Below are 12,616 nucleotides of genomic sequence, written 5' to 3'. Positions count from 1 at the left end.
TAGAATTGAGATATTTCAAAAGATTAAGCAAAAATAATGCAAAATACCTTAAAGTTTTATAGTCTTTCAACAATTATTATATACTTCTTCACTAAAAATTAGTAAGATTAACCTATAAGAAAAAAATCACAACCTGTGATAAATTATTGGAGGAAAAATATGTCAAAAGGGAAGAAAATTTTTGCCATTATCTTTGGGATTATCTTGGTTCTATTTCTTGCAGTTGTTGGAATGGGAGCAAAACTTTATTGGGATGTTTCTAAATCAATGGATAAAACCTATGAAACAGTAGAACGATCTAAAAAAAGTCAGGTCAATTTAAACAATAAGGAGCCTTTTTCTGTTTTATTATTAGGGATTGATACAGGCGATGATGGGCGTGTCGAGCAAGGTCGTTCGGATACAACAATTGTTGCAACAGTTAATCCTCGTGACAAGCAAACAACCTTAGTCAGTCTTGCTCGCGATACCTATGTTGATATTCCAGGTCAAGGAAAACAAGATAAATTGAATCACGCCTATGCTTTTGGTGGGGCATCTTTAGCAATGGATACAGTTGAAAACTATTTAAACATACCTATTAATCATTATGTTTCAATTAATATGGCTGGTTTAAAAGAATTAGTCAACGCGGTTGGCGGAATCGAAGTGAACAATAATCTGACTTTTTCACAAGACGGATATGATTTTACGATTGGTAAAATTTCATTGGATGGTGAACAAGCACTCTCCTATTCAAGAATGCGTTACGAAGATCCTAATGGTGACTACGGCCGCCAAGAACGTCAAAGAAAAGTGATTGAAGGCATCGTCCAAAAAGTCTTAAGTCTTAATAGCGTGAGCAACTATCAACAAATTTTAACAGCTGTTTCTGATAATATGAAGACAGATTTAAGTTTTGATGACATGAAAAAAATTGCCTTAGATTATCGCAGTGCCTTTGGTAAAGTGAAACAAGACCAACTTCAAGGTACTGGTTTTATGCAAGATGGTGTTTCCTATCAACGTGTGGATGAACAAGAATTAACTCGTGTCCAACAAGAGTTGAAAAATCAATTGAATACAAAATAAAAATAAAACCCACGAGTACTATAAATACTCATGGGTTTTATTTTCTCTTCTATTAACGTTCTTGTTTCACCGCTTCTAAAGCCGCTGTATTAATAATGTTCCAAGGTTTGTCAAACGCTGGTTGGAAGAAGAAGTCCGCATAGGCTAAGTCTTCAATCGTCATTTTGGCTTGAATCGCTAATGAAATAGCATTAATGTTTGCAGTTAAATCTGCTTTTGACATTAATTGAGCGCCTAAAATTTGTGTTGTTTCAGGATCATACACTAATTTAAACCAAGCTTTTTGTTTGTCTGGATTAAAGTCCATCAAGTAGTCTTCTACTACTGTCACCTCTTTTGTTTCTTTTCCTAATTTTTGAGCCATGACTTCGTTAATCCCTGTTGAAGCAAATTTATAATCAAAGACGGCCAAGCCAGAAGATCCTTGAACACCAGGGAAAGGTTTAACTGGTTCCTCTAGGTTTTTCACAGCAAAGCGACCTTGTTTACGAGCATTCGTTGCTAAGGCAATATTTACTTCTGTGTCTGCAGGATTGTATTTAATTAACGTAGCATCCCCTACTGCAAATACATCCGGCTCACTTGTCCGCATGTATTCATCCGTCTTGATTAGGCCATTCGGATGTAATTCCAAGGTACCTTTTAACCAAGCAGTGTTTGGACGGACACCAACCGCTACAACGACCAAATCAGCATCGTACGCATTTTTATCTGTAACGACTTTTTGCACACGACCGTCGCCTTCGTAACGTTCAACTGTTTCACCAGTTGCAATGGTAATATTATTAGCTTCCATCTCTTCTGTTAAAACATCTGTAAATTCTTTATCTAGATATACCCCTAATGGACGATCTAAAATGTCAATAACAGTAACCTTTTTGCCGGCTTTTGCAAATGCTTCGGCAGCTTCAATCCCAATATAACCACTACCAATCACAACCACATTATTGACTTCTGGATCTACTGTTTTTTGTTTTAATTTAATGGCCCATTGACGACCACGCATCAAGTAAATATTATCCAAATCTTTACCTGGAATATCTAATTCAAATGGGACAGCTCCGGGACTGATGATTAATTTATCATAATTTTCAACACGTTCTTCACCTGACACTAAATCTTTCACTGTCACTTGATGTTCTTTTGGTTGAATCGCTGTAATTTCAGTATTAGAAAAGACATTTACACCACGGCTCTCCATTTTTTCGCCAGTCATATAGCGAACAGAATTAACATCTTTCACTTTTCCTTCTAGGTACAACTGCATGCCACAAGACAAGAATGAGATAAAATCACCTTTCTCATACCATTGAATTTCTGCATCAGGATGAAGATTTAGTAATTCCTCTACCGCTTCATAACCTCCATGTGATGATCCTAAAACAATAACTTTCATCGCTCGTTCCTCCCATATAATATTATTTCTTACATAATAAAGAATATCATATATTCTCAAAAAATAACAAATAATATCCTCTTTTCCATTCTCAATTAAGTTCTTTAAATGAGAATAAAAAGGAGTATCCTCTGTATTTCGCCACTTTTCAATTACTTTTTAATTTACTAAAAAATAAAAAATACTAAATTCTCCGATACGATTGATAGGGACGCCCCACTTTTAAATAGCTATTTTTACTTTCTAAAAGGTTATTTTTTTCTAGAAACAACACATATTTACGAACAGAAACATGTGAAAGCTGACTCGCTTCTGATAATTCTTGAATCGTAAAATAGTCGGTAAATTCGTCTATTTTTTTTAACAATAATTGTAATGTTGCTTGTGTTAGTCCTTTTTCTAAGGACAGGTTTTGAAGATCTTGTTCATTTTTACGTGCGTTTGTCTGTGAAGAATGAAATAATTGGTCCACTTTTGTTTGCGAAAGCTCCTTCGTTTCCAGCGTGAATTGAGCAGTTTTTTTCTGATAGTTTTCGATACTTTGTTGAAATCGCTCAAAAGAAAAGGGTTTAACTAAATAGTCTAAAACGCCTAAATGTAAGCTTCGTTTAACATTTTCCAACTCGTTGGCAGCCGTAATCAGGATGACTTCTGTATCAATTTTTTCATCTCTAATTGTTGCCAGATAGGTCAAGCCATTGCCATCTTTTAAATGAACATCTAATAAAACAAGTACTGGTTGTTTTTCTTTCGTTAGTTGTAGACCTTCAGCAATTGTTGCAACCGTAAAAATAGTCGGTTGGTGAATTAATTTTTCAAGATATTTTTGATGTATATATGCAACCATAGGATCGTCTTCAATAATCAATAGGTTCATTTTCCTCTGCTCCTTCGTAATGAACATTTATGCGAAGGACAAGCCAATTGTTTTGTTGGTTTTCCCAAGTCAATGTCGCTTCCGCATTCTCTAATAATCTTGCCAAATAAGAAGTGAAAAACTCTTGCTCAAAGCGTTCCAGTTGTTCTTTTGGATAAGCAAACGAATAAGTAGTCGTTAAACTTCCTGGCTGATAATCAATGGTTTCAATGATCTCTTCTGGTAACGGTTGTTCCATCAGGAAACGATGAATATAACGGTAGATAGCAATCAAATTTTGTGTATCTTCATCTCGTTTATTTGGTGGAATTTCTGGATAAATTTCAATAGCTAATTGTGTTTTAATTTCTGCAAACTTGATTCTTTCCCCACTTAAAAAACCTGCTAGAATAGGATTCCTAACCAAAATAGCTAAGCGCTGTGCAAATTCCTTTTCTGGTTTCAATAAATCGGCTAGATAATGTTTTAGCGCCTCATAATCTTCTAAATCGACTAAGCCATAAATGGCATGCATCTTATTCATAAATTCGTGTGATTGACTTTGTAATGCCGAAGCATATGTTGTTGTGCTGACAAGCTGTTCTGCGACAATAAACGTTTCCGTCGCATTTTTCAGAAAGATAACATGCCCAATTGTTTTTTTACGGACATTAATCGGGGCGATTGAGACGAAATAATCCTGGCCATTTTGACGATAGAATTGCTCTGTTTTTGAATGTACGATTAATTTTTCAGGAGATAAAACCAATGCTGAAAGTTTCTTTCCTAGTAAATTTTCTTCACTATTTGTTATATTATGATACATTTTAGTTGCTTCAATATTTGCTAATAAAATATTTTGATCGGTATCAATCACAAGGATTGCGTCTTTCGTTTCCTCAAGCATGGCGTTTCGCTCTTCTAATAGACGAGCAATTTCTCTTGGTTCTAAATCGTGTAGTTGTTTTTTTAAATAATAAGAAACTACGATGGCTAATATAAAGCCAAAACCAACACTTAAAAGGACACTCACTGTGTAATCATTTTTTGTTCGTTCAATCAATTGTGAAAGCGAGGTCATTTTAATGCCCATTGCCACAACCCCAATTTGTTTTCCTTGATCATAGACTGGGACAAAACCTCGTAATGATTCTCCTAAACTCCCTTGACTAACAGATAAATGTTCCTCCCCTTTTAATGCTCGCACTTCATCGCCACCTTCAAAATGCTTACCTATTTTTTGGCGATCAGGATGTGTTAAACGAATCCCTTGCATATTCATAATCACGATAAAATCCAACTGATGGATTTTCCCTAAACGAACCGTATACGCTTCCAATTCATCTGAATAGTGATCATTCTTTAAGGCTTCAATAACATTCGGTTCAATAGCCAACTGTTCCCCGACGGCTAAAAGTGCTTGCTCTTGGTTTTTACGAACTTCTTTAATTGTTTGGACCGTCGTTACTCCGTAAAAAAAAGTAATCATAATAATTAATGTTGCAATAAAAATCACTGATAAGAAGCACCATAATTTCCCGCCACGCTTCATTCCATCCCTCTTTTCTCTTCAAATAAAGTATAGCATAGGAAGATTTGGTTAAAAAACTTTTCTTTAGTTAAATTAATTAAATAATCTACTCTACAGAAAACGTTTACATTATGATGAATATAGATTAAAGTTATAGGAGGAAATAGCATGGAAAAGAAATTGCACGCAACAGCTGCTAACGAAACAGATTGGCGCAACAAATTAACCAAAACGAGGATTGGTTCGGTTACGTTACCTGTTTATCTTGTAACAGCTAGCATTATTCTTGTTACGGCTCTATTAGAACAACTACCAGTCAATATGTTAGGTGGTTTTGCCGTAATTTTAACAATGGGTTGGTTACTTGGAACAATTGGTGGAAATATTCCTATTTTGAAACATTTTGGCGGTCCCGCAATTTTATCTTTATTAGTACCATCAATTATGGTCTTTTTCAATTTACTCAACCAAAATGTCTTAGACTCAACAGATATTTTAATGAAACAAGCAAACTTTCTCTATTTCTATATTGCATGTTTGGTCTGTGGAAGTATCCTTGGAATGAACCGCAAAATTTTAGTCCAAGGTTTAATGCGCATGATTGTCCCGATGGCATTAGGAATGATTTTAGCAATGGGCGTTGGGACCCTTGTTGGAACGCTGTTAGGTCTCGGTTGGAAACATAGCCTTTTCTATATCGTCACTCCTGTTTTAGCTGGTGGAATCGGTGAAGGCATTCTTCCTTTATCCCTTGGTTATAGTGCCATTACTGGATTGCCAAGTGAACAATTAGTGGGGCAATTAATTCCCGCAACCATTATTGGTAATTTTTTTGCTATCATGTGTTCAGGTTTACTTAGTCGTTTAGGAGAAAAACGCCCTGAACTTTCTGGACAAGGTCAGTTGATCAAAATTACCAATTCAGATGATTTAAGTGATGCTTTAGAAGAAGACAAAGCACCAATTGATGTAAAATTAATGGGCGCTGGTGTTTTAATTGCGTGTACCTTATTTATTACAGGCGGTTTATTGCAACACTTAACAGGCTTTCCTGGTCCTGTTTTGATGATTGTTGTCGCAGCCTTTTTAAAATACTTAAATGTAGTACCGAAAGAAACCCAACGCGGATCAAAACAGCTTTATAAATTTATCTCTGGCAATTTTACGTTCCCGTTAATGGTCGGCTTAGGTATGTTATATATTCCTTTAAAAGATGTCGTAGGAATGCTTAGCTGGCAATATTTTGTTGTGGTAATTAGTGTCGTTTTCACTGTTATTGCTACAGGATTTTTCGTTTCACGCTTCATGAATATGAATCCCGTTGAGGCTGCCATTGTCTCCGCTTGCCAGAGTGGTATGGGTGGGACTGGCGATGTGGCTATTTTAAGTACAGCCAATCGAATGAACTTAATGCCGTTTGCACAAGTTGCGACACGATTAGGCGGTGCCATTACAGTAATAACAATGACTGCTATTTTTAGAATGCTTTTTTAACTATAAGTGAATTATTTAGGAGGAAAATGATATGTCAACAAAAGATGTAAAAGAATTAGCGATTGAGCAAGCAAAAAAATTTGGGGGGAAATTAGAAGTCTGCCCTAAAGTTCCGATTGAAACAAAAGCAGATTTAGGAATTGCCTACACACCAGGTGTTGCGGCTGTTTCTTCTGCCATACATGAAAAAAAAGAACGCGCTTACGAATTAACGACAAAGAAAAACACCGTCGCCGTTATCAGTGATGGTTCAGCAGTTTTAGGTTTAGGTAACATTGGTCCTGAAGCAGCGATGCCTGTCATGGAAGGAAAAGCTGCATTGTTTAAACGCTTTGCTGGTGTGGATTCGATTCCCCTTGTTTTAGATACACAAGATACCGAAGAAATTATTCAAACAGTGAAGTTTTTGGCTCCAACCTTTGGGGGAATTAACTTGGAAGATATCAGCGCTCCTCGTTGTTTTGAAATTGAACAGCGTTTAATCGATGAACTAGATATTCCCGTTTTCCATGATGATCAACACGGGACAGCGATTGTTGTTCTAGCGGCTTTGTACAACAGCTTAAAATTAATCAACAAGAAAATAGAGGACATTCATGTGGTAATCAACGGCGGTGGCTCCGCTGGTCTTTCGATCACAAGAAAATTTTTAGCTGCTGGTGTAAAACATATTATCATTGTTGACCGTGCAGGGATTCTGAGCGAAACAGATACAGCTCTGCCACCACACCACGCAGAAATTGCGAAGCTAACCAATCGGGAACACCGTACCGGTGATTTAGCTACTGCTCTTGAAGGCGCTGATGTCTTTGTTGGTGTTTCGGCACCAGGTGTTTTAAAACCTGAGTGGATTCAACAGATGAATGAGCAGCCAGTTATTTTTGCAATGGCTAACCCAGTTCCTGAAATTTTTCCTGATGAAGCTTTAGCGGCAGGCGCTTATATTGTCGGAACTGGTCGTAGTGACTTTCCGAATCAAATTAATAATGTGTTAGCCTTCCCTGGTATCTTCCGTGGTGCCTTAGATGCTCGGGCGAAAAAGATTACGATTGAAATGGAAATTGCCGCTGCCAAAGGTATTGCAAAATTGATTCCCGATAATGAACTCACGCCGACTAATATTATTCCCGATCCATTCCAAGAAGGAGTCGCAAAAGTCGTCGCCGAAAGCGTCCGTAACGCTGTCAAAGAAACAAATTAAAAAGAGAAAAAAGGAACAACCTAACTCCTCTTGAGTTAGGTTGTTCTTTTTAAAATCTGAAACAATAATTTATTATTTAAAACTGATGTTAAACTCTTGCATATCTTTTTCAATATAAGCAAGTAATTTTTTATTTTCAAAGAAACGTGTAAAGTAGTACGCAATACGATAATCTTCAACAGCATCTAGTCCTAGCATTTGTTTATTAAACGCTTTTTCGTATAATAAGCAATCTAAAGAGTAAATAGAACTGTGTGTCCGATTAATTTCGATTCCTTTATCACTTAATTCAATGCTCTTTGCATAGTCTTTAATTAATGAATAGAATTTTGCGGTATTATAATAAATACGGCATTGCTCTAATGGATAATCTAATTTGAATTCGCTTAGCAATTGTAAAGATTTATCGTAATAAACTTTTGCTTTTTCAATATCATCTTCTAATTCATATAAAATACCGATCGCATTCATACTCAAAATATTATAAATATTAATATCACGACTAATTTCAGAACCACGATGTAAATAGAACAATGCTTCGCTATTATTTTTCTTACCTAATAAACTCGTAATTCCTTTATAATAGAAAAATTTTGTTTCTAAAATTCTGTTTGAACTTTCGATATCATCTGGATAGTCTTTCAACAAATCATAGGCTTCATCGTGCTTAAAGTAAAAGCATAATTCTTCTACTTTATTTAATAAGCTTTCGAGTTTTTTCTCACTAGAACCTTCGATACATTCTTCTACTTGTAAGTCTAAACGTAGACATACAGATGAGAAAATGTCTAAACTGTCACACACATTTTTGTTTTCAATGTTACTAATTGTTGCTTGTGTACAAATTCCTTTTGCCAATTCAGCTTGCGATAATTTTTTCTTTTTACGCGCTGTTTTGATTTTTTCTCCCGCTACTCTCACAGTCAAAACTCCAATCTTTCTATTTTTTTTGTATTAAACATACCATCATTTTACAGATAATGTTATAATGAAGCTATCATAATAAAGGAGGTGAAATATATGTTTGATTTACTTGCTTTATTAACTGGAATTTCAGTTCGTGGCAATGCACCACACCAATAATTACGTGTTTGTTTAACTGAATTTCTGACGGCTCTACCTATGCCAGTAGGTGGAGCCATTTTTTTATTTAATATTATAAAATTAACAGTATTTCCAAAACCTCATACTTAGTATAACACAAATTATAAATTATGCTAGATAGTTACCAAATTAACGTCATTACAAGGATGTTACGTTTTTACAACATCTTGTAAAACTAGACATTACTGTTCTTCTTTATTCACCACACTCAATGATAGCGATAGTATCTTATGATAGAAACAACATGTACATTATAACAATTATTATTAAGAAAGCTACTTCTCAATAGGAGAAGTAGCGCTTCTCTCGTTACAGTTTTACTCTTCTTCTTCAGCCATGAATGTATTGAAAACTTCTTCAATCATATCCCATTCAGCATCTGTTTCGATTTGCTGTAAATCGCCTTCTGTACCTTCTGCGTTTTCCACATATGAGTAAGCTTGCAATTCAACATCTTCATTCTCAGGAATTCCTGCTGGATATAATAAAACATAATTTTTACCGAATTCTTCTTGACCGTCAACAGTTAGTAAGATCTCGTATAATGTTTCATTTCCTTGTTCGTCTACTAAAGTAATGTGTTCATGTCCTTCGTGATCATGATCGTGGTTGTGTTCTGTCATTCTTCTTCTCTCCCTTGATGTATTCAAAGCTCGATAATTATCGGCTATGTGCATCTAAATAATTTTGTAGAATCATTACTGCCGCTAGTTTATCAATGACTTTTTTTCTTTTGGCTCTTGAAGCATCTGCTTGCTCCACCAAGAAACGCTCTGCTTGGACAGTTGTTAATCGTTCATCTTGATAGTCAACAGGTAATTGAAATAATTCTTGAATCTTATCACCATATGCCATGGATGCTTCAGCTCTAGGACCGATGGAATTATTCATGTTTTTCGGTAAACCTACGACAAATTTCGTGACTTCGTATTCTTTCACCAATTCACCTAATCGCTCAAAACCGAAGTTCTCTTCCTCTTCATTGATGCGAATAATTTCGATGCCTTGTGCTGTCCAACCTAATAAATCACTAACAGCCACACCGACTGTCCGTGAACCTACATCTAGCCCCATGATCCTCATTTGATATCGATTCCGTGGTTCGCTAAGTAATATTTGGTTAATTCTTCCATGATTTCATCACGTTCATGACGACGAATTAAGTTTCGAGCATCTTGATAACGAGGAATGTAAGCCGGGTCCCCAGAAAGTAAATACCCTACTATTTGGTTAATAGGATTGTATCCCTTTTCTTCTAATGCCCGATATACGGTTTCTAACGTTTCACTGATTGCTTTTTTTCGATTATCATCAAAATCAAAGCGTACTGTTTCGTCTGTAAAACCCATTTTACTACACCTCACTTCTACTTTTATACAATTTCATTTTACTAGAAAAGAACCGAAACTACAAACAAAATTTCTTCTCCTTCTCTCTTTTTTGTTATTTCTTAGTCTTTTATTAATAAAGACTCCGCAAAAAAATGACAGCCATCGATAATTTTAAAATTATAAAAACAAATACACAACTTTATAAAACAAGAATAAAGGTCTGCTAAAACGCCAGAATATCACCTTTCCCTTCAATTCATTTTGCGAAAAAATCTACGTTTTTCTTTTGAAAACTTTTAAATATCTATGATTAAATAATATCAGCCTTTTAATGTTACAATTCGCTAACAATCTGTTTACGATGTAAATTTTCGATTGCAGCTGTTATTTATTTCCTCTTTTTGGTTCGTTTGTAGTACACTAGAAGAAAATACATAAAGTGAGGCTTGCTCAATGACTCCTGCTCATTTGGATTTACTTTTAGAAACCTGTTTGTTAGCTGGTAAAATTATGATAGAAAGCGATGCAGAAATGTACCGTGTTGAAGATACAATGAGCCGAATTGCGCTTACTTCTGGCAACTATCGAATGGTTAGCTATGTGACACAAACCGGGCTATTTGTTGGCATAGATGGAACCTCCACGATTCGTATGGTTCAAGTAATGAAACGTGGTATTGATTTAGAAAAAATCTCTCGTGTGAATCAGCTGTCTCGTGCTTATGTGGCTGGTGATTTTTCTTTAGAGGAATTACTGAATAAACTAAAAGTGATTGATAGTGAACACCGCCATTTTCCAATTAGCGCACGCATTGTTAGTGCGGCCGTTGTCAGCGCTACAATTATGATTCTTTTTGGTGGCGTCTGGTCCGATTTATTCTTGACTTTTCTGATTGGTGGTTGCGGCTATAGTCTTTATTATTTTAGTTTAAAGTTTCTCAAGATTAAATTTTTATCTGAATTTTTAGCTTCGCTGTTCATTGGTGCAGCCGCTATTCTTTCAGTCAAATTGGGACTCGGACAATCACAAGATTTAATCATCATTGGTTGTGTCATGCCTTTAGTGCCTGGTGTGCAAATTACCAATGCTCTTCGCGATTTGCTAGCTGGACACTACTTATCGGGTGTTTCTCGTGGGACTGAAGCATTAATGACTTCAGGAATGATTGGTTTTGGCATTGCTTTTGTCTTTCAACTTTTCTATTAAAAGGAGTGACTTACTTGCTAGGAATCGTTTTGGTACAATTTATCTTTAGTTTTTTAGCTTCTGCGGCATTTGCGATTATTATTAATGTTCCTCGACGATCACTGGTGGCTTGTGGTCTAACTGGTAGTGTAAGCTGGATGCTTTATTGGGTAATCGTTGAAGTTTTTAGTGGAAATGCAGCATTAGGTTCCCTCATCGGTGCTGTCGGTGTTGCGGCAGTAAGCTACCTATTCTCAAAAATATTGAAAATGCCTGTCACGATTTTTAATATTCCTGGTATTGTTCCATTGGTACCTGGTGGCTTAGCTTATCAAGCTGTTCGGAATATTGTAATTGGCAATTATGAAAAAGGTGCCTATTTTACCGTGCAAGCTGTAATGATTGCTGGGGCAATTGCGTTAGGCTTAGTCGCTTCTGAGGTTTTCAATCAGAATATCCGCAGCTTTCGGGAAAAAAGAGAATCTTTGGGTTTTATTCGTCGTAAACGCAACAAAATTAAAAAATAGACAGCAAAAAAGTTGGTTGCTTCCATTTGATAAGGAAGCAACCAACTTTTTTTAAAAGGAACGATAGACATATTGATTTTTTGGTGCTTGATCTGCTTTGACTTTCTCCACTTGCACAGTTGGTATTTGTCGTTTAAACGGTGGATAATAGGACAACTCAACCGTGCCGGTAATCGTTACCCAATCATTGTTTTGAAATTGGGTATGTTCAGGAAAATGAACCAACAAGCCAAAAACGCCAGAATCAGCGACACAATGAATAATCCCAAAACGGAAGACAAACTGGTCAACACTTTCTTCTCTTTTTGAATTATAGACAAAGCCTTTATAAGAAATCCTTTTCCCTGCAAATTGACTTGGATAATTATAGATTAGTTCCATAATTTCCAAATAGTTTTCATCCGTAATTGAAATCACAGATTGGCCATCATATTGTTTCATGGATTTTGCCATCTGCTTGTCATAATCCGTCTTATTGAAATACATACTTGTATCAGGTTTCAAATATTGCGTTTGCATATCAGGATCCCCTACTGATTCTTTACTTACTGGAAAGTTAAATCCTTTTGCTTCAACAATTGTTGTGTCTAAACTAACTGTCGGAAATAATAAGCCAACAATCAACGGTAAAGAAAGTAGTAAATAGGCAAGCCCTCTTTGGCTGGGTTTTTCCAAATTATGCTGATGGCCATGATGTTCATGTCCCCCATGTTGGTGCATGTCTTCATGTTTTTTTTGCATTGATGGATCTGCTTGGTTCCACAAAATCAATTGGACAATCGCCATAATAAAAGCTAAAACCATTGATAAAACAGCTAAGTAATTATAATGAATATTGATATATTGGTTCAGTTCACCTGAAATTTGAAGATACATCATCAACCCCATATATCCAATTAAAATAATAAATCGTATCATCG

Annotated in this window: 13 protein-coding genes; 5 read left to right on the top strand and 8 right to left on the bottom strand. The window is 35.8% G+C overall.

What is annotated here, in order from left to right:
* The first annotated feature begins 159 nt into the window (after window positions 1-159).
* Window positions 160-1,071: an LCP family protein gene (locus IGJ20_RS05460; protein WP_002397190.1), complete on the top strand. Its 912-nt coding sequence runs from the start codon at window positions 160-162 to the stop codon at window positions 1,069-1,071.
* 52 nt (window positions 1,072-1,123) lie between these two features.
* Here IGJ20_RS05460 and IGJ20_RS05455 read toward each other — a convergent pair whose 3' ends face one another.
* The 3 genes from IGJ20_RS05455 to IGJ20_RS05445 form a co-directional block, all read right to left on the bottom strand.
* Window positions 1,124-2,467, bottom strand: a complete 1,344-nt coding sequence (locus IGJ20_RS05455) for an NADH peroxidase (RefSeq protein ID WP_202522466.1) — start codon at window positions 2,465-2,467, stop codon at window positions 1,124-1,126.
* 184 nt (window positions 2,468-2,651) lie between these two features.
* Window positions 2,652-3,344 (bottom strand): response regulator, encoded by a 693-nt coding sequence (locus tag IGJ20_RS05450; protein ID WP_202522465.1) that lies wholly within the window; start codon window positions 3,342-3,344, stop codon window positions 2,652-2,654.
* Window positions 3,325-4,875: a Spo0B domain-containing protein gene (locus IGJ20_RS05445; RefSeq protein WP_430605264.1), complete on the bottom strand. Its 1,551-nt coding sequence runs from the start codon at window positions 4,873-4,875 to the stop codon at window positions 3,325-3,327. Before IGJ20_RS05445 ends, IGJ20_RS05450 begins: the two co-directional genes overlap by 20 nt.
* Before the next feature lie 147 nt (window positions 4,876-5,022).
* Between IGJ20_RS05445 and IGJ20_RS05440 the strand changes: the two genes are divergently transcribed.
* Entirely contained in the window at window positions 5,023-6,348 is a 1,326-nt protein-coding gene (locus tag IGJ20_RS05440; RefSeq protein ID WP_002357930.1) for a 2-hydroxycarboxylate transporter family protein, read from the top strand.
* 31 nt (window positions 6,349-6,379) lie between these two features.
* Window positions 6,380-7,549, top strand: a complete 1,170-nt coding sequence (locus tag IGJ20_RS05435) for an NAD(P)-dependent malic enzyme (protein ID WP_202522463.1) — start codon at window positions 6,380-6,382, stop codon at window positions 7,547-7,549.
* A gap of 72 nt (window positions 7,550-7,621) precedes the next feature.
* On the opposite strand, the gene IGJ20_RS05430 is transcribed toward IGJ20_RS05435, so the two are convergent.
* From IGJ20_RS05430 to ireB, 4 genes are all read right to left on the bottom strand, one after another.
* Window positions 7,622-8,470: a helix-turn-helix domain-containing protein gene (locus IGJ20_RS05430; RefSeq protein WP_002382173.1), complete on the bottom strand. Its 849-nt coding sequence runs from the start codon at window positions 8,468-8,470 to the stop codon at window positions 7,622-7,624.
* A gap of 500 nt (window positions 8,471-8,970) precedes the next feature.
* Window positions 8,971-9,276 (bottom strand): DUF1292 domain-containing protein, encoded by a 306-nt coding sequence (locus tag IGJ20_RS05425; protein WP_202522462.1) that lies wholly within the window; start codon window positions 9,274-9,276, stop codon window positions 8,971-8,973.
* A 37-nt stretch (window positions 9,277-9,313) separates the two neighbouring features.
* Entirely contained in the window at window positions 9,314-9,736 is a 423-nt protein-coding gene (gene ruvX, locus IGJ20_RS05420; protein WP_002357936.1) for a Holliday junction resolvase RuvX, read from the bottom strand.
* Window positions 9,733-10,002 carry a regulatory phosphoprotein IreB gene (ireB, locus tag IGJ20_RS05415; protein ID WP_002357937.1) on the bottom strand — a complete coding sequence of 90 codons (270 nt, stop codon included), beginning with the start codon at window positions 10,000-10,002 and terminating at the stop codon, window positions 9,733-9,735. The genes ruvX and ireB overlap by 4 nt, the downstream gene beginning before the upstream one ends.
* 435 nt (window positions 10,003-10,437) lie before the next feature.
* Between ireB and IGJ20_RS05410 the strand changes: the two genes are divergently transcribed.
* The gene (locus IGJ20_RS05410) at window positions 10,438-11,190 is read left to right on the top strand and encodes a threonine/serine exporter family protein (protein WP_202522461.1); all 753 of its coding nucleotides are present in this window, start codon (window positions 10,438-10,440) and stop codon (window positions 11,188-11,190) included.
* A 5-nt stretch (window positions 11,191-11,195) separates the two neighbouring features.
* Window positions 11,196-11,696, top strand: a complete 501-nt coding sequence (locus tag IGJ20_RS05405) for a threonine/serine exporter family protein (RefSeq protein WP_002382172.1) — start codon at window positions 11,196-11,198, stop codon at window positions 11,694-11,696.
* Between the two features lie 51 nt (window positions 11,697-11,747).
* Here the strand turns inward: IGJ20_RS05405 and IGJ20_RS05400 are convergent, their stop codons facing one another.
* Window positions 11,748-12,614 (bottom strand): TIGR03943 family putative permease subunit, encoded by an 867-nt coding sequence (locus IGJ20_RS05400; protein ID WP_202522460.1) that lies wholly within the window; start codon window positions 12,612-12,614, stop codon window positions 11,748-11,750.
* Window positions 12,615-12,616 lie beyond the last annotated feature (2 nt).

The organism is Enterococcus sp. DIV0294, assembly GCF_050558155.1.
Lineage (GTDB): Bacteria > Bacillota > Bacilli > Lactobacillales > Enterococcaceae > Enterococcus > Enterococcus faecalis.
This window is presented reverse-complemented; position numbering and strand designations above follow the sequence as displayed.